General features: G+C 68.6%; 22 protein-coding genes and 1 pseudogene. 7 read left to right on the top strand and 16 right to left on the bottom strand.

Translation table 11 applies throughout. The features are described from left to right. Positions 1-167: 167 nt before the first annotated feature. Positions 168-1,682 carry an arginine/agmatine antiporter gene (gene adiC / locus RZR99_RS19040; protein ID WP_323121322.1) on the top strand — a complete coding sequence of 505 codons (1,515 nt, stop codon included), beginning with the start codon at positions 168-170 and terminating at the stop codon, positions 1,680-1,682. 1 nt (position 1,683) lies between these two features. Next, a complete protein-coding gene (locus tag RZR99_RS19035) occupies positions 1,684-4,017 on the top strand; it encodes an Orn/Lys/Arg family decarboxylase (protein ID WP_323121321.1) in 2,334 nt (777 codons plus the stop codon). A gap of 7 nt (positions 4,018-4,024) precedes the next feature. Here the strand turns inward: RZR99_RS19035 and ftrA are convergent, their stop codons facing one another. After that, entirely contained in the window at positions 4,025-4,981 is a 957-nt protein-coding gene (gene ftrA, locus RZR99_RS19030; RefSeq protein WP_323121320.1) for a transcriptional regulator FtrA, read from the bottom strand. A gap of 119 nt (positions 4,982-5,100) precedes the next feature. Between ftrA and RZR99_RS19025 the strand changes: the two genes are divergently transcribed. Together RZR99_RS19025 and RZR99_RS19020 are read left to right on the top strand one after the other, a co-directional pair. Further along, positions 5,101-5,523, top strand: a complete 423-nt coding sequence (locus RZR99_RS19025; protein ID WP_323121319.1) for a rhodanese-like domain-containing protein — start codon at positions 5,101-5,103, stop codon at positions 5,521-5,523. Between the two features lie 121 nt (positions 5,524-5,644). Then, positions 5,645-5,974, top strand: a complete 330-nt coding sequence (locus RZR99_RS19020) for a superinfection immunity protein (protein WP_323121318.1) — start codon at positions 5,645-5,647, stop codon at positions 5,972-5,974. A 53-nt stretch (positions 5,975-6,027) separates the two neighbouring features. Here RZR99_RS19020 and RZR99_RS19015 read toward each other — a convergent pair. From RZR99_RS19015 to RZR99_RS18975, 9 genes and pseudogenes are all read right to left on the bottom strand, one after another. Further along, positions 6,028-7,200: pseudogene (locus RZR99_RS19015) on the bottom strand (cytochrome P450); the annotation flags it as partial. An 85-nt stretch (positions 7,201-7,285) separates the two neighbouring features. Beyond that, positions 7,286-7,555 carry a YodC family protein gene (locus tag RZR99_RS19010; RefSeq protein ID WP_323121317.1) on the bottom strand — a complete coding sequence of 90 codons (270 nt, stop codon included), beginning with the start codon at positions 7,553-7,555 and terminating at the stop codon, positions 7,286-7,288. Between the two features lie 346 nt (positions 7,556-7,901). Further along, positions 7,902-8,759 carry an isocitrate lyase/PEP mutase family protein gene (locus RZR99_RS19005; RefSeq protein ID WP_323121316.1) on the bottom strand — a complete coding sequence of 286 codons (858 nt, stop codon included), beginning with the start codon at positions 8,757-8,759 and terminating at the stop codon, positions 7,902-7,904. A gap of 100 nt (positions 8,760-8,859) precedes the next feature. Next, positions 8,860-9,423: a carboxymuconolactone decarboxylase family protein gene (locus RZR99_RS19000; protein ID WP_323121315.1), complete on the bottom strand. Its 564-nt coding sequence runs from the start codon at positions 9,421-9,423 to the stop codon at positions 8,860-8,862. 701 nt (positions 9,424-10,124) lie between these two features. Beyond that, complete coding sequence (locus RZR99_RS18995) at positions 10,125-10,985, bottom strand: MurR/RpiR family transcriptional regulator (RefSeq protein WP_323121314.1); 861 nt, start codon at positions 10,983-10,985, stop codon at positions 10,125-10,127. Continuing rightward, complete coding sequence (locus RZR99_RS18990) at positions 10,966-11,406, bottom strand: hypothetical protein (RefSeq protein WP_323121313.1); 441 nt, start codon at positions 11,404-11,406, stop codon at positions 10,966-10,968. The genes RZR99_RS18995 and RZR99_RS18990 overlap by 20 nt, the downstream gene beginning before the upstream one ends. A gap of 1,340 nt (positions 11,407-12,746) precedes the next feature. Beyond that, positions 12,747-13,457 (bottom strand): DUF899 family protein, encoded by a 711-nt coding sequence (locus tag RZR99_RS18985; protein WP_323121312.1) that lies wholly within the window; start codon positions 13,455-13,457, stop codon positions 12,747-12,749. Positions 13,458-13,485: 28 nt separating this feature from the next. Further along, positions 13,486-14,145, bottom strand: coding sequence for a glutathione S-transferase family protein (locus RZR99_RS18980; protein ID WP_323121311.1), 660 nt, complete (start codon positions 14,143-14,145; stop codon positions 13,486-13,488). A 64-nt stretch (positions 14,146-14,209) separates the two neighbouring features. Then, positions 14,210-14,692, bottom strand: a complete 483-nt coding sequence (locus RZR99_RS18975; protein WP_323121310.1) for a VOC family protein — start codon at positions 14,690-14,692, stop codon at positions 14,210-14,212. A 284-nt stretch (positions 14,693-14,976) separates the two neighbouring features. Between RZR99_RS18975 and RZR99_RS18970 the strand changes: the two genes are divergently transcribed. Next, positions 14,977-15,417 carry a GNAT family N-acetyltransferase gene (locus RZR99_RS18970; protein WP_323121309.1) on the top strand — a complete coding sequence of 147 codons (441 nt, stop codon included), beginning with the start codon at positions 14,977-14,979 and terminating at the stop codon, positions 15,415-15,417. A 62-nt stretch (positions 15,418-15,479) separates the two neighbouring features. Here the strand turns inward: RZR99_RS18970 and RZR99_RS18965 are convergent, their stop codons facing one another. The 5 genes from RZR99_RS18965 to mreB form a co-directional block, all read right to left on the bottom strand. Next, positions 15,480-15,992 (bottom strand): DUF523 domain-containing protein, encoded by a 513-nt coding sequence (locus RZR99_RS18965; protein WP_323121308.1) that lies wholly within the window; start codon positions 15,990-15,992, stop codon positions 15,480-15,482. A 306-nt stretch (positions 15,993-16,298) separates the two neighbouring features. Beyond that, positions 16,299-16,550, bottom strand: a complete 252-nt coding sequence (locus RZR99_RS18960) for a hypothetical protein (RefSeq protein ID WP_323121307.1) — start codon at positions 16,548-16,550, stop codon at positions 16,299-16,301. Between the two features lie 101 nt (positions 16,551-16,651). Further along, positions 16,652-18,877 carry an amylo-alpha-1,6-glucosidase gene (locus RZR99_RS18955; RefSeq protein ID WP_323121306.1) on the bottom strand — a complete coding sequence of 742 codons (2,226 nt, stop codon included), beginning with the start codon at positions 18,875-18,877 and terminating at the stop codon, positions 16,652-16,654. 155 nt (positions 18,878-19,032) lie between these two features. After that, on the bottom strand, positions 19,033-20,229 hold the full coding sequence (gene zigA, locus RZR99_RS18950; RefSeq protein WP_323121305.1) for a zinc metallochaperone GTPase ZigA: 1,197 nt from the start codon (positions 20,227-20,229) through the stop codon (positions 19,033-19,035). 180 nt (positions 20,230-20,409) lie between these two features. Next, on the bottom strand, positions 20,410-21,444 hold the full coding sequence (gene mreB / locus RZR99_RS18945) for a rod shape-determining protein (RefSeq protein ID WP_323121304.1): 1,035 nt from the start codon (positions 21,442-21,444) through the stop codon (positions 20,410-20,412). Positions 21,445-21,780: 336 nt separating this feature from the next. On the opposite strand from mreB, the gene RZR99_RS18940 reads away from it, so the two are divergent. Together RZR99_RS18940 and RZR99_RS18935 are read left to right on the top strand one after the other, a co-directional pair. Continuing rightward, positions 21,781-24,198 carry a patatin-like phospholipase family protein gene (locus tag RZR99_RS18940; RefSeq protein ID WP_323121410.1) on the top strand — a complete coding sequence of 806 codons (2,418 nt, stop codon included), beginning with the start codon at positions 21,781-21,783 and terminating at the stop codon, positions 24,196-24,198. 370 nt (positions 24,199-24,568) lie between these two features. Then, complete coding sequence (locus RZR99_RS18935; protein WP_323121303.1) at positions 24,569-25,474, top strand: DMT family transporter; 906 nt, start codon at positions 24,569-24,571, stop codon at positions 25,472-25,474. A 16-nt stretch (positions 25,475-25,490) separates the two neighbouring features. Here RZR99_RS18935 and RZR99_RS18930 read toward each other — a convergent pair whose 3' ends face one another. Then, positions 25,491-26,606: an ATP-binding protein gene (locus tag RZR99_RS18930; protein WP_323121302.1), complete on the bottom strand. Its 1,116-nt coding sequence runs from the start codon at positions 26,604-26,606 to the stop codon at positions 25,491-25,493. Between the last annotated feature and the right edge of the window lie 67 nt (positions 26,607-26,673).

The following is a 26,673-nucleotide window of genomic DNA, read 5'->3' as shown; positions in this document are numbered from 1 at the left end:
GTCTCGATGATCGGCATCAATATTTACTAAAAGTATCGCGATAATCCGCCATTAATTCCGGACACATCGGATAACATCGCATCGAATAATTTCCGGGCGATCCGTCACGGAACCGCCATCGGTACGCGACCTGCCCACCAGTCTCGCCCAACTTTCCGGAGGCCAGCATGTCAGATGCCAGTCCGTCTTCCGTTCCCGTCGCTTCCGTCTCCAAGATCGGGGTCGTGCCGGCCACCTTCCTGGTGGCCGGCAACATGATGGGGTCCGGCGTCTTCATGCTGCCCGCCAACCTGGCCGCCACCGGCGGCATCGCGATCTTCGGCTGGCTCATCACCGTGGTCGGCGCCGTGTCGCTCGCGCTCGTGTTCGCGAAGCTGGCCGCGATCGACCCCGTCGCGGGCGGTCCGTACGCTTACGCACGCAAGGCGTTCGGCCCGTACATGGGGTACCAGACCAACCTGATCTACTGGCTCGCGAACGTGCTGGGCAACGTCGGCCTCGCGGTCGCCGGGCTCGGCTACCTCACCCATTTCTTCCCGGCGCTGAAGGATCCGCCGGTGTTCGCGCTCGCGCAGATCTTCATGATCTGGCTGTTCACCTACGCGAACATCCTCGGACCGAAAGTCGTCGGCCGCGTGCAGTCGATCACCACCGTCTGCGCGCTGATCCCGATCCTCGGCATGGCCGTGTTCGGCTGGTTCTGGTTCAGCAAGGACGTCTACCTGTCCGGCTGGAACGTGTCGGGCGCCGGCAGCTTCAGCGCGATCGGCGCGACGCTCAATTTCACGCTGTGGGCGTTCATCGGCGTCGAAAGCGCGTCGGTGTCGGCGGGGGTGGTCGACAACCCGTCGCGCAACGTGCCGATCGCCACCGTCGGCGGCGTCGTGCTCGCCGCCGTGTGCTACGTACTCAGCTCCACCGTCATCATGGGGATGATCCCCAACAAGGCGCTGCTCGCGTCGAGCGCCCCGTTCGCCGACGCCGCGCGCCTCGCGCTCGGCGACACCGCCGCCAACGCGGTCGCGATCTGCGCGGCGCTCGGCTGCCTCGGCTCGCTCGCCGGCTGGACGCTGCTGACGGGCCAGACCGCGAAGGCCGCAGCCGACGACGGCCTGTTCGGCAGCGTGTTCGCGCGCGTCAACTCGAAGAACGTGCCGTCGGCGGGGCTCGCGATCGTCGCCGTCATCATGTCGGTGCAGGTGCTCGCGACGATGTCGCCGACGGCGAGCGAGCAGTTCGGCAAGATCGCGTCGATCGCCGTCATCATGACGCTGCTGCCGTACATCTATTCGTGCATCGCGATCAAGGTGCTCGGCTACGGCAAGATGCCGTCGCATCAATTCACCTTCTATACGATCGTCGGGCTGATCGGCGCGGTCTACGCGCTGTGGGCGATGGTCGGCTCGGACGGCCAGCAGACGCGCTGGTCGCTGATCTTCGTGGTCGCGACGATCGTGTTCTACGAACTGTCGATCGACCGCCAGCGCGAGATCGAGGCCACTCACGTGCATCCGGGCGGCCGCTCGCCGCGCTGGGTCCGCTATTTCGCGGCCGCCGTCACCATCGCGGCGCTGATCGCGACGTTCTGGATCTCGGTGGGTCGCCACGAGGCCCACACGCTCCACGCCCGTTCGCCGGCCGCCGGCACGGGCGCCACCGCAACCCGGCAACAGGGGGAATGACATGGCTTCCTTGACACAACAGGCGTTCCGCCGTCTCGGGATGAAGGCGCTGCTCGCGCAGCACGACGTCGACGCGAGCACCGCCACCGGCCGCGCGGCCGCCGCGCTCGCCACGGAGCTGCGCGAGCGGCTGGTCGACGTGGTGATCGCGACGTCGGCCGACGATGCGTGCGCGGTCGTGCACGCGGACCCGGCGGTCCAGTGCCTGCTGCTCAACTGGGAACTGGGCGGCGACGCGACCCACGCGCACGCGCGCTCGGTGCTGAACGCGCTGCGCGCGCGCAGCGCGACGGTGCCGGTGTTCCTGCTCGCGAGCCGCGCGAGCGCGGCGGGCGTGCCGGTCGACGTGATGCGCCAGGCCGACGATTTCATCTGGATGCTGGAGGACACCACCGCGTTCATCGGCGGTCGGATCGTCGCCGCGATCGAGCGCTACCGGGAAACCGTGCTGCCGCCGATGTTCGGCGCGCTCGCGCGCTTCTCGCGCGTCTACGAATATTCCTGGCACACGCCGGGCCATACCGGCGGCACCGCGTTCCTCAAGTCGGCGGTCGGGCGCGCGTTCTTCGAGTTCTTCGGCGAGCCGCTGTTCCGCTCCGATCTGTCGATCTCGGTCGGCGAACTGGGTTCGCTGCTCGATCACTCCGGGCCGATCGGCGAGAGCGAGCGCTACGCGGCGCGCGTGTTCGGCGCGCACCGCTCGTACCACGTGACGAACGGCTCGTCGACGTCGAACCGCGTGATCCTGATGGCGAGCGTCACGCGCAACCAGGTCGCGCTGTGCGACCGCAACTGCCACAAGTCCGCCGAACACGCGATGACGATGTCCGGCGCGATTCCGACCTACCTCGTTCCGTCGCGCAATCATTACGGGATCATCGGACCGATCCGCCCCGAGCGGCTGACGGCCGCCGCGGTGCGGCTGTCGATCGACGCCAATCCGCTCGTGCGCGGCCGCGAAGGGATCAACCCGGCGCCGGTGCACGCGCTGATCACGAACTCGACCTACGACGGCCTGTGCTACAACGTCGCGCGCATCGAGGATCTGCTCGGCCAGAGCGTCGACCGCCTGCATTTCGACGAAGCGTGGTACGGCTATGCGCGCTTCAATCCGCTCTACCGCGACCGCCACGCGATGCACGGCGATCCGGCGCGGCACGATGCGTCGAAGCCCACCGTGTTCGCGACGCAGTCCACCCACAAGCTGCTCGCCGCGTTGTCGCAGGCGTCGTTCATCCACGTCCGCGACGGCCGCAATCCGATCGAGCACGCGCGCTTCAACGAGGCGTTCATGATGCATGCGTCGACGTCGCCGCAGTACGCGATCATCGCGTCGAACGACGTCAGCGCGGCCATGATGGACGGCCCCGGCGGCGAGGCGCTGACGACCGATTCGATCCGCGAGGCGGTCACCTTCCGCCAGATGCTCGGCCGGCTGCACGCGGAGTTCGAGGAACAGAGCGACTGGTTCTTCAACGGCTGGCAGCCGGACACCGTGATCGATCGCAAGACGGGCCGCCGCGTGCCGTTTCACGAGGCCGACGAGCAGTTGCTCGTCGCCGAGCCGTCGTGCTGGGTACTGCATCCGAACGACGCCTGGCACGGCTTCGGCGATCTCGAGGACGACTACTGCATGCTCGACCCGATCAAGGTGTCGATCGTCACGCCGGGCATCGCGCCGGGCGGCGGCCTGATGCCGGTGGGCATTCCGGCGACGATCGTCACCGCGTATCTCGACCGGCACGGCATCGTCGTCGAGAAAACCACCGACTTCACGATCCTGTTCCTGTTCTCGATCGGCGTGACGAAGGGCAAGTGGGGGACGCTCGTCAACACGCTGCTCGATTTCAAGCGCGACTACGACGCGAATGCGCCGCTCGAACAGGCGCTGCCGGAACTCGTCGCGCGCTATCCGCAGCGCTATGCGAAGCTCGGCCTGCGCGACCTGTGCGATCTGATGTTCAGCGCGATGAGCGACCTGAAGACGACGGAGAGGATGTCGAGCGGCTTCTCGACGCTGCCTCGGCCGGACTTCAGCCCGGCCGAGGCGTACGAGCAGCTGGTGCACAACCAGATCGACATGCTCGAACTCGCGGAAATGGAAAACCGCACCGTGGCGACGGGCGTGGTGCCCTACCCGCCGGGCATTCCGCTGCTGATGCCGGGCGAGAACGCCGGCCCCGCCGACGGCCCGCTGCTCGGCTACCTGAAGGCGCTCGAACAGTTCGACCTGCGCTTCCCCGGCTTCACGCACGATACGCACGGCGTCGAAGTCGAAGATGGCGTGTACCGGATCGCGTGCATCAGGAAGAGCGTCGCGCCCGCCGCGCGCTGACGCGCACTCAGCGCGCGTCGAAGCCCCGCCGGTAAGCGGCGGGGCTCGTCGCCGCGATGCGCCGGAAGTGGCGGCGCAGCGATTCCTCCGAGCCGAAGCCCGACGCCGCCGCGACCTGCGCGAGCGGTAGCGCGGGATGGGCCTCCAGCAGATCCTTCGCGATACCCACGCGCTCGCGGATCAGCCACGCGTACGGCGCGCATCCCGTCGCGTCGAGAAACTGCCGCTGCAGCGTGCGCGCGCTCATCGCCGCGCGTTCGGCGAGCGACGCGAGCGTGTGCGGCTCGGCCGCATGCGCGCGCATCCAGTCGATCAGCTTCGCGAGCCGGTCGTGCCCCTCCGGCGCCACCGGGCGCGGCACGAACTGCGCCTGCCCGCCGTCGCGATGCGGCGGCAGCACGAGCCGCTGCGCGACCCGGTTCGCGATCGCGCTGCCGTGATCGCGCCGCACCAGATGCATCAGCATGTCGAGCCCCGCCGCCGAACCCGCCGACGTGACGATCTGGCCCGCGTCGACATACAGCGCGTCCGGATTCACCCGCAGCGCGGGATAGCGCGCCTGCAGACGCTCGGCGTAGCGCCAGTGGGTCGTGACGGTCAGCCCGTCGAGCACCCCCGCCGCGGCCAGCACGAATACGCCCGAACAGATCGAGCAGAGCCGCGCGCCGCGCCGATGCGCCGCGCGGATCTTCCGCAGCAGCGGCTCCGGGGGCCGTTCGTCCGCGTCGCGCCAGCCGGGAATCACGATCGTGTCCGCGCGATCGAGCATCGCGAGGCGGTACGGCGCGGCGACCGTGATGCCGCCCGCCGCGCGCACCGGACCCGGCTCGCTCGCGCACACCGCGAAGCGGTACCAGTCGACGCCCAGCTCCGGCCTCGGCAGCGCGAACAGTTCGACCGTGCAGCCGAATTCGAAGGTACAGAGCCGGTCGTAGGCCAGCGCGACGACGAGATGGGTAGGCATGGCGCGATGTTACCGGAACTTGTCGATCCCGCCACTGTTGCCGGTGCCGCGCGAACCCGATACTGGCGGCTCGACATGCGTCGATACCGATCCCTCACGCCAGACAGGAGCCTCGCCCGATGTCCCACGTCACCGACACCCCCGCCGCGCCGAGCGACGCCGCGCTCGCCCACTTCGAAGCGTCGCTGCGCTTCGAGACCGACTGCTGGGACGTTCACGACGCATTGCGCTCCGGCGCCCCCGATTTCGTGCTGCTCGACGTGCGCGGCCCCGAGCAGTACGCCGCCGGGCACGTGCCCGGCGCGGTCAGTCTGCCGCACCGCAAAATCGTCGCCGGCAAGCTCGCGGGCCATCCCCCCGAGACGCTGTTCGTCGTGTACTGCGCAGGCCCGCATTGCAACGGCGCGGCGCGCGCGGCGCGGCGCCTCGCCCGACTCGAACGGCCGGTAAAACTGATGATCGGCGGCGTCGCAGGCTGGCTCGACGAGGGTTTCGCGCTCGCGCCGGGCCGCGAACCTGGCAGCGCGCTGACCGGCGGATGACCGGCTGATCATCAACGATTCCGCAACAATCAGTTGTCAGCACGACATCCGGAAAAGCGCGACAATCGGCCACATCGCATGCGTCGTTCGCGCCGCACTGCAACACGGGTGGAGAAGCATCATGCAGATGGAAATCCTGATCCAGATCGCCGGCTCGATCGTCGCGATCGCGCTCTATTTTCTGCCGGCGATCGTCGCCGACCGGCACGGCCGCCGCGACAAGCTGACGATCGCGCTATTCAACGCGCTGTTCGGCTGGACCGTGGTGGGCTGGCTCATGACGCTCTACTGGGCATTCCAGCCGAATCCCGCCACGGATCTGGTCGGCAGCGTGATGCTCAAGCGCCGCAACATCAGCATGCGCACCTTCTCGGCGGGCCTCGTCGAACGCGTGCAGCGGCGCGTCGTCGCGCAGAAGCAGTGGGCGGAGAAGCAAGGCACCTCGCGCTGATCGAGCGGCCGCGCCGGCTCCTCGCGCGCGGCGTCACCCTCCGCCGTCCCCCCCGCAGCGAAAAACACCGGCAGCCGTGCATTCGCGGATGGCCGGTAGCGCCACCTCGGCGCCTTCCACAAGGTCGGCACGCCTTCCGCCAGCAGCACGTCGAGCGCCGCTTCGGCCAGCAGGTGGGCAATCCGTTCGCCCGGACACCGATGCATGCCGCGACCGAATCCGAACGTGGCGCGCGCCTCGCGTTCCAGAAGGAAACGGTCGGGCGCCGGATTGGCGGCCGGATCGCGGTTCGCCGCGGCCAGCAGCACAAGCACCGCGCTGCCCGGCTCGAGCGTCACGTCGCCGACCTGCGTGCGCGCCGCGACGAAACGGCGCGTGTTCTGCACGGGCGGGTCGTACCGCGCCGTCTCCGCGACCAGCGCCTCGACCTGTGCCGGGCCGCGGACACCCTTCTGCTCCGGCATCGCGTCCCGCTGCGTCAGCGACGCAATCCACGCATTGCCGAGCAGGCCGGCCGTCGCTTCGTAGGTCTGCGACAGCAAGCCGACCAGATTGGCGATCAACGCGTCGGCGTCCCGCCAGCCGGTTTCCCGCGCCGCGCGACGCACCGCCCCGACGAGGCGGCTGTCGCCGGCGGCCGACGACGCGACAAGCGCCTTCATCCGCTCGGACAGCGCCCGCGCGGCATCACTCGCGCGGCCCAGTTGCTCGCCGGTGGACAACGGCGACAGGCACGCGACGAAATCCCCCATCCAGTCGGCCACTTCCGCGCACGCGTCGCCGGTGAAGCCGAGCCAGTCGGCAATTGCCGTCACCGGGGTCGCGAACAGCCACGCGTTCAGGGCCGCGCAATCGCCGACGGGCGGCACGCGGCGCGCGGCCAGCGCCCGGGCGCGGCGTTTCAGCGGGAACGGATCGGCGCCGTCGAGCGCCTGCCGCAGCGCGCGCTTCGGCGCATCGTGGCGCGCGGGGCCGTCGTTCATCCGCACGAGCCGCGCAAAGATCTCGCCCGCCGGCCGGCCCGCCAGCGCACACGGCACCGGCTCGGCGACGGGCCGCACCCGGCAGGCGGGATCGGCCAGCACTGCCGCGACGCTCGCCGCACGGGTCGCCAGCCAGAGATTCAGTTCAGGGTGATAAACGAGCGGCGGGCCGGCCGTCAGCGCCGCGTAATACGGATACGGGTCGGGATGGACGACGGCGGCAATGGGATCGGTCGGGTTCATGCAGCCAGTATCGGCTGAGGCGGACGCGGGATGTTTCAGTCCGCGGCGAACGATGCGTGCGGGACGGATCGGCGCGCCGGTGCGCTCAGGCCGGCATCCGGCCGCGGGCCGCAAACGTGCGCGGACGCGTAAACGCCGCCGATATCGCGCGGGGTTCGAGTACCACCGTTTCGTTCTGGAACATCTCCTGCCGGCACTCTCCCCGCTCGTCGAACCACTGGCAGATCAGCCAGTCCCCGTCGTCGAATACCACCGGCCCCGCATACGTCACCGTCATGCGCGGGCCGCCCGTCTTGAGCGTCACGACGTCGCCGATTCGAAACGAGGTGATGTGGATATCACAGTAAGTCGTCATGGCCTTCTCGGAGGATATCTTTTTAGATTTTTCCGGACTGATGATCCGGCTATTTCGCCACCCCACGGAGATTAGCAATCGAATTAATAGCCGGCAAGACACCTTTTAAAACTTTGTGGTCTTTATCCGAAAATTAGATGCATTGTTGCTGCATTTTTTGCCGGCTTCACCTAGCGGTGAAAGGCTGTTCGATCTTTTTCACAGCGTCGGAGCAGCCGCTTCGGTCGAGCAAATCGTCTAAAGAGATTCAGATAATTGCCGTTATTCGGTTTACGGGCTCCGGATAACGGCGCTTTAATCCGCACGTCTTATTATGGAAACGTTTCCATTTCCGTCTTTCATTTCCCTATTTGAAATGACGCGGAAATGGCTCGGATTCCGAGAACCAGCCGTCGAAATCGCCGCTCGCGAATGGCTCGGCCGCGAACGAGAACGTGCCGCGCTCGCGCATTTCATCGATGCCGCGCACCAGCGCGCCGAATGCCGTCCGCGCCAGCGCGCCGCCGACGCTGATCCGCTTCACGCCGAGTCCGGCAAGATTGGCCAGATTGAACGCCGGGTTCTTCGGGCGGATCAGCACGTTCACCGGCTTGCCGACCGCCCGCACCACCGCGTCGACTTCCGCCAGCTCGCTCAGGCCGGGCGCATACAGGACATCCGCCCCCGCGTCGCGATAGGCGACCAGCCGCGCGATCGTATCGTCCAGATCGGGGCGGCCTGCCAGGAAATTCTCGCAGCGCGCGGTCAGCGTGAACGGAAACGGCAGCGCCCGCGCCGCTTCGGCCGCCGCCCGCACCCGCTCGACGGCGGCGGCATGCGTGTAGATCGGCGCATCCGCGCGGCCAGTGCCGTCCTCGATCGACCCGCCGACCACGCCGGCCTGCGCGGCCAGCCGGATCGTCTCGGCGACAGTCTCCGGCGCGTCGCCGAAACCGTTTTCCAGATCGGCGCTGATCGGCAGATCCGTCGCCGCCGCCAGTTCCGCCAGGTGCGCGAGCATCCGCTCGCGGCCGACGCGGTTGTCGGCGATCCCGCGCGAGTACGCGTAGCCCGAACTGCTCGATGCCAAAGCGCGAAAGCCGGCCAGCGCCAGGAGTCGCGCGGAGCCGACATCCCACGGATTCGGAATGATGAACGTGCCGGGCTGCGCGTGCAACGCGCGCAATGCTTCGGCCTTGTGAGCCTGAGTGACGAAGGTGGCCATCGCGCGCTCCATCGGGATCGAGAGTTTCCGCGACGATACCCGCGTTCCGCCCGCCGAAGTGTGATCGCACGCTGAAATATCGCCGCGCCCGCGCGCAGCGTTATTCCGGGAACGGCAGCGCGGGCTGCCCCGGCACGCGCATCTCGAACACGTTGAGCGTCATCGCGACCAGCACGTAGTAACCGAGCAGGCCCGTGAGATTCACCGTGGCCTGCAAGCCGAAGCGCTCGACGGTCCGCTGATAGGTCGCATCCGACACGCGCCGCGTGTCGTACAGCTCGGTCGCGAAGGTATGCACCAACGCGTCGTCGGCATCGGCGAACGCGGGCGGGCGGCCGAGCCGGATCGCCTCCGCGACGCCTTCCGGCACGCCGGCCTCCAGCGCGATCGGCAGATGCAACTGCCACTCCGCCTGCGCACGCCAGCGCGCCGCCGTGACCAGGATCGCGAGTTCGGACAGGCGCGTCGGCAGGCCGGTGCGGTACCGGCATACGGCGCCGAGGCGCTGTGCATGCTGCGCGAGTTCCGGGCTGTGGATCCAGCCGAGAAACGGACCGTTCAGGCTGCCGCGCGGGCCGGACAGGATTTCGTCGAGCACGGCGCGCTGCGCCGGTGTGGCGCTCGCCGCGTCGAACGCGGGCAAGCGGGCGTGTGGCTGTGTCATCTGGCTGCATTCCCCGTTGGTCTGGCGTCGGCGCGGCAAACGTTGTCCGCGCCGATCGTGTCGGTGCGCGCCATCCGGCGCGTCTCGGCGCGACCGCGAACGACGCGGCACGGCCGCCCGGTCCGCTCAAAAACCACGCGGATCGCGTGGGATCGCGGACGGGCCGGCTCATTGTGCCACTCATCGGATCGCGCAACCGTTTGCGCGCATGCGTCGTTCGCGGCGGGCATCGCCATCGTGCGCACGGCACGGCGGCAACGCGCCCGGGGCGCGCGAATATGGGCGTGTCCGGTCGAGGGATTCACTCGTCACGGTTTCGTGCCGTCGGCGGGACGCGTCAAGCCCCACGCCTGCGACGAAGCGAGTGCCCAAGGTATTCGCGAGGCGCTTAATCCGGCCGATCGGCCGCCTTCGGCAGCCGTCCCGATCATGCATCTTCTTTGAATCGGAAGAGCGAACGTGGCCGGCCGTCCTCTCAAAAGGCTGTCCTCCGGTGCACCAGGCGCGGCCGGACGACGCGGCGCTGCTTGCGCGCCGCGACACAAACAAAGGAAGCACCCGTGCGGAAACGGCTATCAGCGCTCGCTCGCCGCGCCGCGGTCCGAGTCGACGGACGGCGAACGACGTGCCCGACAACGGATGACGCCCGCTCGCCCCGCGCACGCTCTCGCTATTGCCGCTTGACGAGGCCGCGCCGCGCATCACGCCACATAGGCCCCCTTCGCATGCAGATCCGCTTCCGCTTGTTCGAGCGCGGCGATCGCACCGCTGCCTTCGAGCGCGAGCAACTGCGCGACCAGCGCCTCGACCAGCGCATGCGCGGCGACCAGCGACGGAAAGAACGACGGGCTGTCGTGCGTGAAGATCAGGCAGGCATCCGCGCGCAGCGCGATCGGCGACACCGCGCTGTCGGTGATCGCGACGATCCTGCTGCCCCGCTCGCGCGCCGCCTGCGCGACGCGGCTGGCCTCGGCGGAATACGGGGCGAAGCTGACGATCACGGTCGCGCTGTGTTTCGCGATCGTGCGCAGCTCCATTTCCAGCGAACCGGCGACGCCCGTCAGCAGCGACACGGTCGGCCGGAACAGCCGGTAGCCGTAGACGAGGCCGAACGCGACGGGATGGCATGAGCGGAAGCCCGCGACGTGCACGTGCGGGGCCCTGCGGATCAGCTTCGCGGCGTCGACGAGCGCCCGCCCGTTCTGCGCGGCGGTCGCATCGAGATTGTGTTGCTGCGCGGCCAGCAGGTCGTGCGCGAGCGCCGCCCTCGCGTTGGGTTTCACGAGCGAGCGGGCGCGCTGCGTCAGCGGTTCGGGCCGCGTGCGCACACGCGCGACGAACAGGTCGCGCAATTCGTTCCAGCCCGGGAATCCGAATTGCTGCGCGAGCCGCACGAGCGACGCGGGCTGCACCTGCGCGCGCTGCGCGACCTTGCGCATCGACGACACGGCCACTTCGTCGGGATGATCGAGCAGGAACGCCGCGCCCACCTGGAATTGCGGACTCAGCTCGGAAAATTGCGCCCGGATCAGGGACGCGAGTTCATCGAAAGTGGCGGGCATCGTGATAACGGAAAGAACCGGCCGGACATGGTATCACCGGCCCCGGCCCGGCCGGCACGGTGCGTCCGCGAGCCGCGCGACGCGCCCGCCGCGCGTGTCCCGCGAGCGGATTCGCGGCGGCTGCGGCAATCACTCCGGAGGCATCGGCGCACACGCGCTGTTTGCCGTTGATGAACCTGAACCGCCCGCATGATTCGTCCTGCTGATCGTTGTTGCCGAGCGACTGCCGAGCGACTGCCGAGCGACTGCCGAGCGACTGCCGAGCGACTGCCGAGCGACTGCCGAGCGGCGACGGCAAGCTCCATCCCGACCGGTCGCGAGGAGGAAGCCGCACGCCGACATCGGCCCGCATCAGGAGACGATCGCCGGGCGATACGCTTGCGCCGGCGACGAGACGTGGCGCGGGGCCGACGACGCGCATGTCGATGAACGGCGTCGCGCCCGCATGCCGACGGCGACGGAGCCGACCGACGCATCCCGTGCACGCCCGCGCTTGTCCACAGATTGTGTTGGCAAGCATGTGGATATCCTGCGCATCGCTCGATCAACCCATTGATCCGGAAAGGCTTTCCACTCGGGGTCAGCGGCGCGGCAATGCCCGGTCGCAACCGCTCGCCGCGCAGGGTGCGAGCGCGTCCGATCGCGCGTCGGCGACACGCCTTTTATCCACAGATTTTGTGCGCAAGCTTGTGGATATCCTGAGCACCCGGCACTCAACCCCTTGATCCCGCATCGTTTTCCCGAACACGTGCGATCGGCGGCAATCGGTTCGATATCCGCGCCTGCCCGCGTCGCGGCACGCTCCGGTTCCGATCGCGAGCGCGCGCCTCCTGCAGGCGCCCCGCTCCAGGCGCGTACCAGGTGCGTGCTTGTCCACAGATTGTGTTGGCAAGCGTGTGGATATCCTGCGCATGTCCCCGTTAAACCGTTGATGCAGCGGACTTTTCCGCGCGGTGTCAGGCACGAGGCAATACGCTTGCTCCGCGCGCGCCGCAGTGCCCGCGTCCGACGACGCGCAGTGTGCCCCGTCCAATGAATTCGCAAGCGGGTGCCCATCGAGCGCATCCCGCCGTTAAAGCGTTGATGCGGCGCGTCTTTCCCATCGAGGAAAGAGCGGCGGCATGCAGCGCTCCGGCCTCCGATGAAGTGTCGCGATCCTCCGTCGATCGCGCGCGCCCGCCCGAATCGCGCTCGCCGCACCACGCGGCAGGTTCTCCACAGATTGTGTTGGCAAGCCTGTGCATATCCTGAGCATGCGGCCACCAAGCCGTTGATACGACACGCGTTTTCGTTCGATGTCACGCAAGCGGCAGCATGCGGGCGGCTCGCATCGAGAGGATCGCGCCGCGCGCGGCAAGGTCCGCGACCCTCGCGCCGCAGCGACCGCACCGCGCGAGGGCCGTCACGCGTTGTCCACAGATTGTGTTGGCAAACGTGTGGATATCCTGAGCATGTCCCGGCTAACGCGTTGATGCGAGACGCATTTCCGTCCGGTGTCACGTCTGCGGCAGGCGCGCCGATCGCAAGCCCTCCACCGCCGCCTCGCGCTTCGCCGCGCGGATTCGATCAGGGCTGCGCCGCCCGTCCGCCGCGACGCGGCGCGTTGTCCACAGATTATGTTGGCAAGCATGTGGATATCCTGAGCATGTCCCGACCAACCTATTGATACGCAACGCCTTTCCCGAGCGCATCAAGGATGCGGCAGCGGCACGCCCATCGTCAGGAATCCGTTCGATGCCGGGCGGCGCCGCGCCGCCGCCGTCACGCGGGATAGTCGAGCTTCGGATACCAGTGGGGATCGCGCCCTTCGGGGGTCGTGTCGAGGATCGTCCAGATCGGCATCAGGTCGGGCGCACCGCGCGGATCCTGGCCCGGATCGGCGGTCGCGTCGCCCATTTCGCCGCCCCAGAAATGCCGCACCGTGCCGTCGCGGCGCGTGAATACGTTGAGCCCCCCCTCTTCGCCGCCGTCCGCATCGACGCCGAAATAGTCGCGGCTGTACAGGCCGTTCAGGTCGGAATACAGCTTCAGGTCGCGCCAGCCGCGCGTCTGCTTGAACGCGACGAGCCGCTCGATCGGCGAGCGCGCCACCACCGCGAGCGACACGCGCTGCGCGACATCGCGCGCCTCGCCTTCCCACGCGCTGAGCAGCGACGTGCACATCGGGCATGGCCGCTCGCGCTGCGGGCCGAACATGTAGCTGTAGACCACGAGCGTGTCCTTGTCGCCGAACAGGCCCGCGAAATCGATCGGCCCGCGCTCGCCCTCGAACCGGTAGTCGCCCGTCACCGCGCCGCCGGGCGGCAGCGCGCGGCGCTGTGCGGCAACGCGCTCGATATGCCTGCGCAACTCGATCTCCTCGGCGAGCAGCGCGGTGCGCGCGCGCCGGTATTCGGCGCTTTCGTTCGGAAACCTGAAGGAACTGCGCTCGGCCAGCACGTCGGCGGGCACGAGAGACGAAGCATGCGTCATGTCTGTCTCCTGGATGGGAACGGCGGAATCAATCCCGCTCGGGTGCGCCGAGCGGGAACAGCGAACGGTACGGACGCGCCTCGTCGACCGCGCGCGCGAACGACGCCCGCATCAGCAGCCGGCGCCGGTACGCAAGCACATGATGAAACGACGCGTCGATCCGATGCGTCCAGTCCGCGTAGAAGAGGAACGGCGCGGCGGCGCAATCGGCCAGGCTGAAGTGCTCGCCGGCGGCCCATTCGCGCGCCGCCATCACGTTGTCGAGCCACGCGTACGCGACGTCCAGCTGCGCCCGCGCGTCCGCGACGCCGCGCGCATCGCGCTCCGCCTCGGGCCGCAGGCTGTCGGCCACGATCCGCTGCTGCGGCGTCGAGATGTAGTTGTCGAAGAAGCGGTCCATCGCGCGCACCTTCAGCGCCTCCGCGGCCGCCTCGGGCAGCAGCCGCACCGGCCCCGGATGATGCAGTCCGAGGTATTCGATGATGATCGTCGCCTCGACGACCGTGCAGCCCGCGTCGACGAGCACCGGCATCCGTTTCAGCGGCCACAGCGCGGCGAAGGTCTTCAGCAGATCCGGATCGTCGGGCGACAGCAGCCTGAATTCGAACGGCGTGCCGTTCTCGTAAAGCGCGACCAGCACTTTCTGGCAGTACGACGAAAACGGATGGGCATAGAGCGTCAAGGCCATCGCCAACACCTCCTGTCATGAACGGACCGACGGGAACGGAGCGCCGCGGCGCCCCGCCCGTCGCTCACCGGCCGCCTTGCTGCGCGATCATCTGTTCCATCCCTTCGCGGATCTGTTCGTTCGTCAGGTCGCGCCGGTGCGTCGCCACCGACCAGCGGTGCCCGAAAGGATCCTCGACCTGGCCGTAGCGGTCTCCCCAGAACATATCGGTCGCCGGCAGGGTCAGCTTCGCGCCCGCCGCGACCGCCTGCGCGATGACCGCATCGGCATCCTCGACATACAGATGGAGGAACACCGGCGAGCCTTTCAGCGCGAGCGGCCCGTGTGCGCCGCAGTCGGCCATTTCGTCGGCGAGCATCATCACCGAATCGCCGATCCGCAGCGCCGCGTGCATCAGCCGACCGGACTGCGGCGCGTCGAGCCGGGTGATCTCGACCGCGCCGAACGCCTGTTTGTAGAACGCGATGGCGGCGGCCGCGCCGTCGCAAATCAGATGAGGGGTCAACGAATGCATCCCTTCGGGGATCGCTTTGACGGCAGCGGACATGGTGGCGGCTCCTTGACTCGAAGTAAGTGACTCATGAAATGAGAGGCCCCCGGCACTTCGGGAAGACTCTACTCCTACGACGAGCGGCACGCGGCCGAATCGACACGTGCCCGACAATGCCTCTCCGACCGGCGGCTTGTCAGCCGGATCGCAGCGGGTTACGTTATCCACAGTTTTTGTGAGCAAGCATGTGGATATCCTGAGCATGCGCCCCGCAACCCGTTGATGCGAAGGGATTTTCGCGCAACCGATCCGATCCGGGCACCCCTGCCCCCTTGCCGCCCATGTCCAGCCCGATTGTGACGCTCCGCCCCGCCGCCGAAGCCGACGTCCCGTTCCTGATGATGCTGCGCGAACGCACGATGACCGAGCACCTGGCCCGCGCCGGCGCGCCGGTGGATGCGGCCAGCCACGAGGCGCGCGTGCGCTCGCGCCTCGACGATGCGCAGATCGTCTGCGTCGACGGCGAGCCCGCCGGCATGCTGAAGGCGTACCGGGAGCCGGATGCGTGGTGCGTGATGCAGATTCAGATCCTGCCCGCCCATCAGGGCCGGGGCATCGGCGCGCAGGTGCTGCGCGCGGTGATCGACGAAGCCGACCGGCAGCGCGTGCCGGTCTCGCTGCATGTGCTGAAGGGGAATCCCGCCCGGCGCCTGTACGAGCGGCTGGGATTCCGGGTCGAGGGAGAAACGGAGCTGGAGCTCCTGCTGATCCGCGAGCGCTGAGTGCGTCCCTGCGGGCTTGCCGTCACGGACGGCCTCGAACCCGCCGCGCGGCGGGGCTTGCGTCAGCCGGCGGACGCCGCTGCGTCGCGATGCATCGTCTCGGCAAGCCGCTCGATTTCCTGCTGCGCGAACACCGCGATGCCGTGCCGGCGCAGCAGCGCGGCCGTGACGCCCGCGCCTGCGTGCCGCCGGCCGCTGAACGAGCCGTCGTAAATGATCTCGCTGCCGCATGAAGGACTGCCGTCGGTCAGCAGCGCATAGCGGCACCCCTGCTCGAGCGCGAGCGCCAGCGCCGCGCGCGCACCGTCCACGAACGCCCCGGTCACATCCTGCCGCGCGCGGTCGACGATGCGCGCGGTGCCGTCCAGCACCGCGCTACCCGATGCGGCGCGCTGGATCTCGGCGGGCGGGCGCGGCGTCGGCATGCCGCCCGCCAGCTCCGGACAGATCGCCACGAGCCGGTGCTCGGCCTGCCATTGCGTCAGCAGCGGATGCAGCAGCGTCTTGGGCGATCCGTCATAGCGAACCGGCGCGCCCAGCAGGCAGGCACTGACGAGGATACGGAAGTCGTTCATCGATGGCGGGAGAAACAGAACAACAGATCGGGGATCGGGCACGCGCATCGCGTGCGGCAAGACAACACCCGGCCCGCCGCACCCAGGCGAAGGGCCGAACGGAAACGGCGACAGCGACGACAACCGCCGCGCGGACCAACAAACCCGGCGACTTCGTCATCCCGCCCGGGCCGGCGCGACACCCGAAGTTATCAACAGTTTTTGTGAGCAAGCATGTGGATATCCTGAGCATGCGCGCGGCAACTCGTTGAAACCGCGCGACTTTCCGCTCTCCCCACGATCGCGGGCAGCCGCGCGCCTTGCGCGTCAGCGCTTCTCGAGCAAGACCGTCAGTTCGCTGGCCTTGTCGCGCAGCGCCTCGTAACCCGAGCGGGCGTGTTCGGGCAGGTCGGGATCGCCGACCAGCGTGCCCAGCGTTTCGATCAGACTGAACAGGATGCCCTTCGCGGCGCCGGCCGCGATGCTCTGCGATTCGATCGATTCGTGCAGATGATTGACCGCCGCTTCGAGCTGTTCGAGTTTCGGTTGGCCGTCTTCCGGCCGCGTATCGTTCGACATGGAGGGTGCCTCCTGGAGAGGTGATGGGGTCGCGAACCGACCCGCGATACCGTCATTCTAGGCCCGGGGCCGCGCGCGCGCCCCGGGCTTCTCGCGAAGCGCTACAGCGCCGCGACGACCTTCGCGCCGCCCGGCTCCGCCGCCGCCACCACCTTGCCGTCGACCCGCCGGAACGTGAGCGACACGCTGTCGCCGCCCACGCGCAGCCCATCGAGCTGCAGCCAGTCGACGCCTTCGGGCAGCGCCGGCCGCTCGATCCGCACCTCGCCGCGCGCGGCGTCCACGCTCACGCCCAGGCACGCCTGCAGCATCATGAACGGCGCACCCGCCGCCCACGCCTGCGGCAGGCACGCCACCGGATACGCGGTCGGCGGCTCGCCGCGCCGCCGGGGAAATCCGCAGAACAGCTCCGGCAACCGCATGTCGAAGCTCACCGCCGCCTCGAACAGCGAGCGCAGCAGATCGAGCGCCGCGCGCTTGTCGCCGTAGCGCGCGAGGCCGCGCGCCGCGAGCGCGTTGTCGTGCGGCCACACCGAGCCGTTGTGATACGCCATCGGATTGAAGCGCGGCTGCCCGGCCGCCAGCGTGCGCACGCCCCAGCCGGTCTGGAACAGCGTCGAGCCGAGCATCCGCGCAACCGCTTCGCCCCGGCCCGCTTCCGGCAGCCCGAACGCCAGCAGGTGCCCGGCATTCGACGCGAACACCCGGCACAGCTCGCCGTGCCCGTCGAGCGCGATCCCGTAGAAGCCGGCCTCCGGCATCCAGAACAGGGTTTCGACCTGTTCGCGCAGCGCCCGCGCGCGCTGCGTATAGCGCACCGTATCGGCCGCATGGCCGCGCCGCCGCGAGAATTCCGCCATCGCCTCGAACGCGGCGCACGCATAGGCCTGCACCTCGACCAGCGCGATCGGCCCGTCCGGGAACCGCCCGTCCGCGTGGAACACCGAATCGTGGCTGTCCTTCCAGCCCTGGTTCGCGAGCCCGTGCTCGGAGGTCCGCTGATAGTCGAGCAGCCCGTGCGGATTGCGGTCGCACACCTTGATCACCCACGCCGCCGCGCGCTCGAGCGCGGGCCACAGCTCGTCGATCAGCGCATCGTCGCCGGTGTGCTCGAGGTAGGCGCCCGCGAGCACGATGAAGAGCGGCGTGGTGTCGACGCCGCCGTAGTACAACGCGAACGGCACTTCGCCGGTGGCCGCCATCTCGCTGCGGCGAAACTCGTGCATGATCTTGCCCGGCTCCGCGTCGCGGAACGCCGACGTCTCGCGCGCCTGGTGCGCGGCAAGAAAACGCAGCACGCCGCGCGCGAGCGATGGCTGCAGCCACAGCATCTGCAGCGACGTGATCACCGCGTCGCGCCCGAACGGCGTCGAGAACCAAGGGATGCCCGCGTACGGATACGGGCCGGTGTCGAGCTGCGTCGTCAACAGCCCGAGATCGGCCAGCGAGCGGTCGAGCCACGCGTTGAACAGCGGATTGCTGGTGCGCACCCGCGCCATCGCGCGGCGGCGCTCGCGCATCGCCCGGTGGACGCCGACCAGCGCCTTGCGCAGCGCGGGCCGCCCCGTCGGCGGCTGCAGCCGCGATTCGAGCGCGCGCGACGCATCGTGCGCGTCCGGCTCGCCGACCTGCGTCTCGACCGTCAGATAGATCGACACGCAGGCTTGCGCGGCGATCAGCAGCGTGTAATCGGCGCGGTCGGGCGCGAGCGCGTCGGGCTCGGGCGAGAACCCGATCCGCACGGCGCGCTCGACCCGGTCGAGTCCCGTGTAGCTGAGCCGGACCGCGCCCGCCTCGACGCACGGCGGCGCGATCGTGCCGCGCCGCTCGCGCGTCGTGCCGCGCACCTCGAACATGTCCTTGAAGTCGGCGCCGAACGAGATCGACAACGGCACCTCCGCATCGCTCGTGCCGTAGTTCGTCAGCGTGAGCGCGTCGTACAGCACGTTGTCGGCCAGCACCCGCATCCGTTCGATATGGATCACGCCCTCCGGCGTCTCGTGACCGCCGAGCGGCGGCAGCGGACGGTTCGTCAGATGCGCGGTGAACGACGCGTTGTCGGCGCTGGTCGCGCCCGACAGCAGCGACGGCGCGCGGCCGCCGAAGGTCAGCCGCCATTGCGAGAGCACCCGCATGTCGTCGACGAACAGGCCGTCGTCGTAGCCGCCGATGTCCCCGAGCGCATCGCTGACGGCGAATGCGTCGCCGGATTTCAGCACGTACTGGCTGCCGCGCACGGGCTTTTGCGCGTCGGGTTCAGGCGTGATGAAGGGCGGCACCGCCGGCGCGGGCGGGGAGGAAGAATCGTCTGCTGGCCTGCTGGGCATCGCGGCTCCTGTCCGGTTGCGGCGCGCGGCATGCGCGCCGTTTCGGCACAGGATAGGTCAGAACGCACCCGCCGCGCAGCGAACCCGGCACCGCGTGCCGCCGCATCGCGGCCGCACGCGCGAGGCGACCGGCCGGCGCTCGCCGCCCGAGCGCGTCACGCCTGCCGCATCCAGTCCGGAAACGGGTCGGCGAAGCCGCGCCACGCCGCTTCCGACATCGCCAGTTCGTCGTCGTTCAGCAGACACGCATCGAACGACGCGCGCAGCCCCGCCTCGTCCATCTCCGTGCCGATCAGCACCAGCTCCTGCTGACGGTCGCCGAAGCGCGCGTCCCAGCGACTGCGGATCATCGCCTGCGCCTCCGGGTCCTGCGGCCACGCGTTCGGCGGCACCGCCGCCCACCAGGTGCCCGCGCGGCCATGCCGCGAGACCGCCCCCGCCTGCGACCATTCGCCGACCATCTGCGGCCGCGACGCGAGCCAGAAGTACCCCTTCGAGCGCACGACGCCCGGCCATTCGTGCTGGATCCAGTCGAACAGCCGCTGCGGATGAAACGGCCGCCGCGCGCGATAGACGAAGCTGACGATGCCGTACTGCTCGCTTTCGGGAATGTGATCGCCGCGCATTTCCTTCAGCCATCCCGGCGCCTGCGCGGCGGCCTCGAAATCGAACAGCCCGGTGTTCAGGATCCGGTCCGTCGGCACGGCCCCGAAACGGCTTTCGACGATCTGCGCCCGGGTGTTGAGCGCGCGCAGCACGCCCTTGAGCCGGGCCAGATCGCCCGCCGTCACGAGATCGGTCTTGTTGAGCACGATCACGTCGCAGAACTCGACCTGCTCGGTCAGCAGATCGACCACCGTCCGCCGATCCGCGTCGCCCATGGTCTCGCCGCGATCGGCCAGGAAGTCGTGCGAGCCGTAGTCGTGCACGAAGCTATACGCGTCGACCACCGTGACCATCGTGTCCAGCCGCGCGATATCCGACAGGCTGCGCCCCTCGTCGTCGCGGAACGTGAACGTCTCGGCGACGGGCAGCGGCTCGGAAATCCCCGTCGATTCGATCAGCAGGTAGTCGAAACGGCTTTCCCGCGCGAGCCGCTCGATCTCGATCAGCAAATCCTCGCGCAGCGTGCAGCAGATGCAGCCGTTGCTCATCTCGACCAGTTTCTCGTCGACATGCGACAGCGCGCTGCCGCCGTCGCGGATCAGTTGCGCGTCGATGTTGACTTCCGACATGTCGTTCACGATCACGGCGACCCGCTTGCCTTCGCGGTTGTTCAGCACGTGATTCAGCAGCGTGGTCTTGCCGGCGCCGAGAAACCCGGACAGCACGGTAACGGGGAGCTTTCGCATGAGGGGGCCTCGTGATGGCGGATGCCGGCGCGGGGCTGCCGGTCTCATCGTTTTGAAATGATATAACATATCACTTCGATTCCGCTCGCCCGTCTCCCTTTCTTGCGCTGCTCCCCTCCCTTACGTCATTCCGCCCGCCCCGCCCGCCGCTTCCCGCCCGCCCGCCTCGGGCGGGCGCCGTCATGCGGCCACTTCGGTCTGCAGCCGGCCCATGGCTTGGCCCGCGCCCCGCACCGCGCAGGTCAGCGGCTCGTCCGCGACCCGTACCGCGAGGCCGGTTTCGTCGAACAGGCGCTTGCCCAGATTCGCGAGCAGCGCGCCGCCGCCCGTCAGCACCACGCCCCGGTTCGCGATATCGGTGATCAGTTCGGGGGGGGCGTTCTCGAGCGCGGTCTTCACCGCGCCCACCACTTGCTTGAGCGGCGCGGCGAGCGCATCGGCGATGTCGTGGTTCGTCAGTTCGATGGTGCGCGGCAGGCCGTCCTCGACGCTGCGCCCGACCGCGTGCATCGACTCGCGCGGCACGCCGTAGCTGGCGGTCCCGATGATCTTCTTCACGTGCTCCGCCGTCTGCTCGCCGAGCAGGACGCCGTACAGGTTGCGGACATGGTTGACGATCGCCGCGTCGAACTGGTCGCCGCCTACCCGGATCGCCTCCTGGTACACCACGCCGCCGAGCGCGATCACCGCGACCTCGGTCGTGCCGCCGCCGATGTCGACCACCATCGACCCGACCGCCTCCGTCACCGGCAGCCCGGCGCCCAGCGCCGCCGCGAGCGACTCGCCGATCAGGCTGACCTTCGAGGCGCCGACCGCCACCGCGGCTTCGCGGATCGCGCGCCGCTCGACCGCCGTGGCGTTCGACGGCACGCAGATCGTGAATTCGGCGCGCCGCCCGAACAGCGCGCGCGCATGGGACATGTCGATGAACTGCCGCATCATCTGCTCGGCCGCGTTGTAGTTCGCGATCACGCCGTGGCGCAGCGGGCGGACCGCCTGCAGGTGCTCGGGGGAGCGCCCGAGCAGCGCCTTCGCCTGATCGCCGACCGCCTCGACGCGCGCCTTGTCGACCGTCGCGCCCGGCTTGCGAAAGCACACGACGGACGGCTGGTTCAGCACCACGCCGCGGTTGTGGACATAGATGAGGGTGCTCGCGGTACCGAGATCCACCGCGATGTTGTGCGCAAACAGCCTTCCGAGAAGGGGGGTCGACATGATGATGCCTTTACGGACGAACGAACCAGGGAGGGCTTTGCGGGACGCCGGCTTGCCGCCGGATGGTCTCATGCGCCGTGCGGCGGTCATAAGCGCTTAGCGGCAGCTTGTAACAATACTTTAGGCGATTTCGAATATTTTCTACAGAAAATGAGCGACGGGTCGCAAACCCCCGCCGTTGCGCTGTCGCAGCGGAATCCGTTCTCCATGGGATATAAAAAGCGGTACTCTTGCGTCTTTGTGCATTTTCCCAACCGCACTCCCACTGTCCGACCACACCAAGTAAAGAAAATGACGGTGCCCGCCTTTCCCGGCCGTCCGGGCTTTCTTGTCGGCATGCGCCGCGTCGCGCCGCTCCTTTGCTGTATCGCAGCATTTCACTGCGCCTCCGTGCTGGCGGCGGATCCGGCTCGTCCCGCACCCGTCGCGGCTTCGGCTTCGGCTTCGGCTTCGGCTTCGGCTTCGGCTTCGGCTTCGGACCCGACCTCGCCGGCCGCAGCGTCGAGCCTGTCCTGCACGCCGGACGGCGGTCCGGGCGGACGGCCGTCGATCGGCCTGGTGCTGTCGGGCGGCGGCGCGCGCGGCTATGCTCACGTCGGGGTGCTGAAGGTGCTCGAAGCACATCGCATTCCGATCGACTGCATCGCCGCCACCAGCATGGGCGCGGTCGTCGGCGGCCTCTACGCGAGCGGGATGACGGCGGAGGAAATGGAAAGGAAGCTGTCGCACGTGAACCTCGCCGACATCGCGTTCGACGTGACCGACCGCGCCGACCTTCCGCAAGCCCAGCGCGAGGATGAAAGCACCTATATCAATAGCCTGACGATCGGCTTCGGCTCGAAGGGCTTCAAGGCGCCCGCCGGACTCGTGCAGGGCAACCGCCTGCAGGCGCTGCTGGCCGACTGGACGGCCGCCGTGCCGACCAACCAGCCGTTCGACCAGTTGCCGATTCCGTATCGCGCGATCGCCACCGACCTGCAGACCGGCCAGATGGTCGTGCTCGACCACGGTTCGCTGCCGCTCGCGATCCGCGCGAGCATGGCGCTGCCGGGCCTGTTCGCGCCGGCCGAAATCGACGGCCGCACGCTGGTGGACGGCGGCCTCGTCAGCAACCTGCCGGTCGACACCGCGCGCGAGATGGGCGCGAACGTCGTCATCGCCGTGGACATCGGTTCGCAACTGAGGCCGCTCGACGCGCTCGCGTCGCCCGCCGACGTGATGCAGCAGATGATCGGCATCCTGATCCGGCAGAACGTGTCGAGCCAGCGCAAGCAGCTTACGTCGCGCGACGTGCTGCTCCAGCCGGCGCTCGGTTCGCTGAGCTTCACGGATTTTCAGACCGCCAGCCAGGCGATCGAAGCCGGCGCGGCGGCGGCCACCGCCGCGCTGCCGAGGCTGGAACGGTACGCGCTGACGCCCGAACAGTACGCGTCGTACCGCGCCGCCCATACCGAGCCGCCGCCGCAGCCGCTGCGCATCACGTCGATCGACATCCGGATGAACGGGCCGGTGCCGAAAAAAATCGTCAGCAACGCACTGCACGTTCGGCCGGGCGACACCTACGATCCGAAGGCGGTGAGCCAGGATCTGCTCGCGTTGACGACGAGCGGCAACTTCGAGAGCGTCACGCAGCAGGTGGTCAGCGACGGCGACGCGCACACGCTCGTGATCGATGCGCGCGAGAAATACTGGGGGCCGAACTTCCTGCTGTTCGGCCTCGGCATGTCGAGCAGTTCGAGCGACGAAGGCGGCTTCCGCCTGCACGTCGGCTACCGGCGGCCGTGGCTCACGCAATCGGGGCTCGAGTTCCGCGCCGACGCCACGCTCGGCAGCGATCTGCAGTCCGGACACCTCGAACTGCGTCAGCCGCTGTCCGACAAGGTCGGCTACTACATCGCGCCTTACGTGGAAGTCGAGCGGCGCTACGCGAATCTCTACGACGAGAGCGGCGAAACGAAGCTGAACCAGCTGCGGCTGCGCACGCAGCGCGCCGGTATCGACTTCGGGGTGCCGATCGGGCGCCTCGGCGACTTCCGCATCGGGCTCGCCTATGCGCACGGCACCGCGACGCCGAACTACGGGACGTTGGACTTCGACGACGGCGACGACGCCGATTCGCTCTTGCTGTCGACCTTCCCGCTGCCGACCTACACGTCGCAGGCGCTGAGCGCCCGCGCGCGGCTCGTGATCGATCAGCTCGACGATCACCTGTTCCCGCGCAAGGGCTATTACACGGAGTTCAAGGTCGAGCGCTCGCTCGCCACGAGCACCCGCCTCGTGTTCGGGCCGGACGATTTCACCGACAACACGCCGTACACCGAGGTGCGCGGCAAGGCGATGATCGCGCAGCAGTTCGGGCGGCACAGCTTCAGCGCCGGCGTGGAAGCCGGCAAGAGCTTCGGCGGCACCAACAACGTGTTCAACGGCTTCGACTTCACGCTGGGCGGCTTCCAGCATCTGGCCGCCTATGCGGCCGACCAGTTGAACGGCGATGCGCTCGTCTACGGGCAGATCACCTATATGAACCAGCTGATGACGTTCAACGCGTCGCCGATCAAGGCGCTGTACCTCGGCGCGAGCGCGGAAGTCGGCAACGTCTGGTCCGACGGCGCGCGGATCGGCGGCGGCGCGCTCAAGCAAAGCTATACGTTCTTCACCAGCCTCACGACGTCGTTCGGGCCGCTGTACATCGGTGTGGCGTTCGCGCCGGGCGGCCGCCGCAATCTGTACTTCCAGCTCGGCCGGACCTATTGACGGAACGGACTTCGGCGCGGCGGCGCGCCGCAGTCCGGCGAACGCGCGCGATGCGGCGTAGCGGGGCATAGCGAGGACGGGAACATTCAGCCACGTCGATCACGCGGGCACCGGTCTGTTTCCGCGGCCCGTGCAACGCGGCCGCTTGGTTCGCTTGGTTCGCTGAATTCACCCGGGCTTCGCGACTGCGCCGTCGGAATCCGTCGCACCCGCGCTGCGATGCCGCGCCGGCGCTACACTGTCACGCGCGAATCCATTTACCGGCGGTTTCCCGAACGCCGCGCGCATCGCGCACGCCGCACCCGGCCCATCCGTCCGCTCACGCCCCGGACCCGCACGGGATCGCGCTCACCGCCAGCCGAGTCACGCCATGTCCACAGGCACGCTGTCCGATCCGGTCCCGCCGCGCTGGCTCAGGGCGGCGCCCGTGCTGTTCCTGCTGCTGTGGTCGAGCGGCTTCGTGTTCCTCAAGCTCGGCCTGCGCTACGCCGACCCGCTGACCTTTCTCGCACTCCGCTACGCGTGCGTGGTCGCCCTGCTCGCCGTGCCCTGCGCATGGCTCAAGCCGGGCTGGCCGTCGAGCCGCCGCGCATGGCGGCATCTGCTGGCGGTCGGCCTGCTGCTGCAGGCGGGCTACTTCGCGTTCACCTATCTGAGCTTGAAATTCGGGATGTCGGCGGGCGCGGTCGCGCTGATCACGTCGCAGCAGCCGATCCTGGTCGGGCTGCTCGCGCCGGCAATCGCCGGGGAACGCGTCGACCGGGTTCGCTGGATCGGGCTGGCGCTGGGGATGGCCGGCGCGGCGATGGTCATCCTGGCGCGCTCGTCGATCGATATCGCGTCGCCGCTGGCCTTCGCGTATGCGCTGCTCGCGCTCCTGTCGATGACAGGCGGCACGCTGTGGGAAAAACGCTTCGGCGCCGCGAACCCGACCCACCCCGTCACCGCCAATCTGGTGCAGTACGCGGTGGGACTGGCCGTCACCGCGCCGCTCGCGTGGCTGCTCGAACCGATGCATGTCGAATGGACGCCGGGCCTGTTCGGCTCGCTCGCGTACCTGGTGTTCGGCAACTCGATCGTCGCGATCTCGCTGCTGCTGGCGATGCTCCGCCACGGCGAAGCGTCGCGCGTATCGGCGCTGTTCTTCCTGGTGCCGCCGGCGACGACCCTGATCGCATTCGCGGTACTCGGCGAGGCGATTCCGGCGCTGGCGTGGCCGGGCATGCTGCTGGCGGCCGCCGGCCTTCATCTGGTGATGCGCAAACGCGCGGGCTAGCCGCCGCCCGCGCCGCTTACACCGGCCAGCTGATCTCGAAGCGCGCGCCCGGCAGCAGTTGCGGATCGGTCACCGCGATCCGTCCGTTATGCGCGTGCAGCACCTGCTGCGTGATCGCGAGGCCGAGGCCGTAACCGGCCGTGTGGCGGTCGAGCCGCACGAACGCCTCGAAGATCCGCTCGCGCTCGCTCTCCGGCACGCCGTGCCCGTCGTCCTCGACATAGATCTCGATGTTGCCGTGGCGCATCTCGATCCCGACGACGATCGTCGACTGCGCGTACTTGCTCGCGTTGCGCAGCAGATTGCGCATCGCATACGACATCAGCCGCTTGTCCATCCGCACCCGCACGTCGCGCGCGATCGCGATGCGCGACTCGATGGTCTTGCTCGCGTACAGCAGCGCCGCATCGGTGACCTGGTTCTCGAACCACGCGACGAGCACGGTCTGTTCGAGATTCGATTGCAGCGAACTGTATTCGAGCCGCGCGTAGGTCAGGCTCATGTCGATCAGTTCGTCCAGCTCGGTGACGTCCTGCGCGATGCTGTCGAGCGCGTTCTGATATTCGCCGGCCGAGCCCGGCTCGCGCAGGATTTCGAGCGCGAAACGCACCCGCGCGAGCGGCGTGCGCAACTCGTGCGAAATCCCGTTGGTCAGGTCGCGCTGCGCGGCGATCAGCCGCTCCATGCGCATCGCCAGCGCGTTCAGCGTGCGCGCGAGCGGCCCGATGATCACGCTGTGCGATTCGCGCGCGCGGGTATTGAAGCGCCCGCCGCTGAAATCGATCGCCCGCTCGCGCACCATCACCAGGTCCGCCCACACCGGCCGCATCCAGCGATAGGCGGCGAGCGCGGGCACCACGCAGACGAACAGGAAGATCAGCAGCGCGCCGCCCGGCAGCACCTCATACGCATGCCAGACCCTCTCGGGCGTCAGCACGACGCACAGCGCGAGCACCGGCACGAGCGTCGTCAGGAGCACGAGGCCGATCAGGTGCAGATAGGTCCGCACATAGAGCCGCGACCAGCTCGGAATCCGGTCGGCACGCATGTCGGTCCACGACCGGCGAAAGTTCAGCCAGCGCCACTTGCAATAGCGGAACAGGGAAAGTTGAGGCGCAGCACTGCGGTTCATGGTCGTTGGCGAGCGTCAGGAAGGACGGGCGTGACGGAAAGACAGGCGCGGCGCGAACGGGATCGGT

Source organism: Burkholderia alba (assembly GCF_034721475.1).
Lineage (GTDB): Bacteria > Pseudomonadota > Gammaproteobacteria > Burkholderiales > Burkholderiaceae > Burkholderia > Burkholderia alba.
The sequence above is the reverse complement of the archived record's forward strand: the minus strand, read 5'-3'. Positions and strand labels throughout refer to the sequence as shown.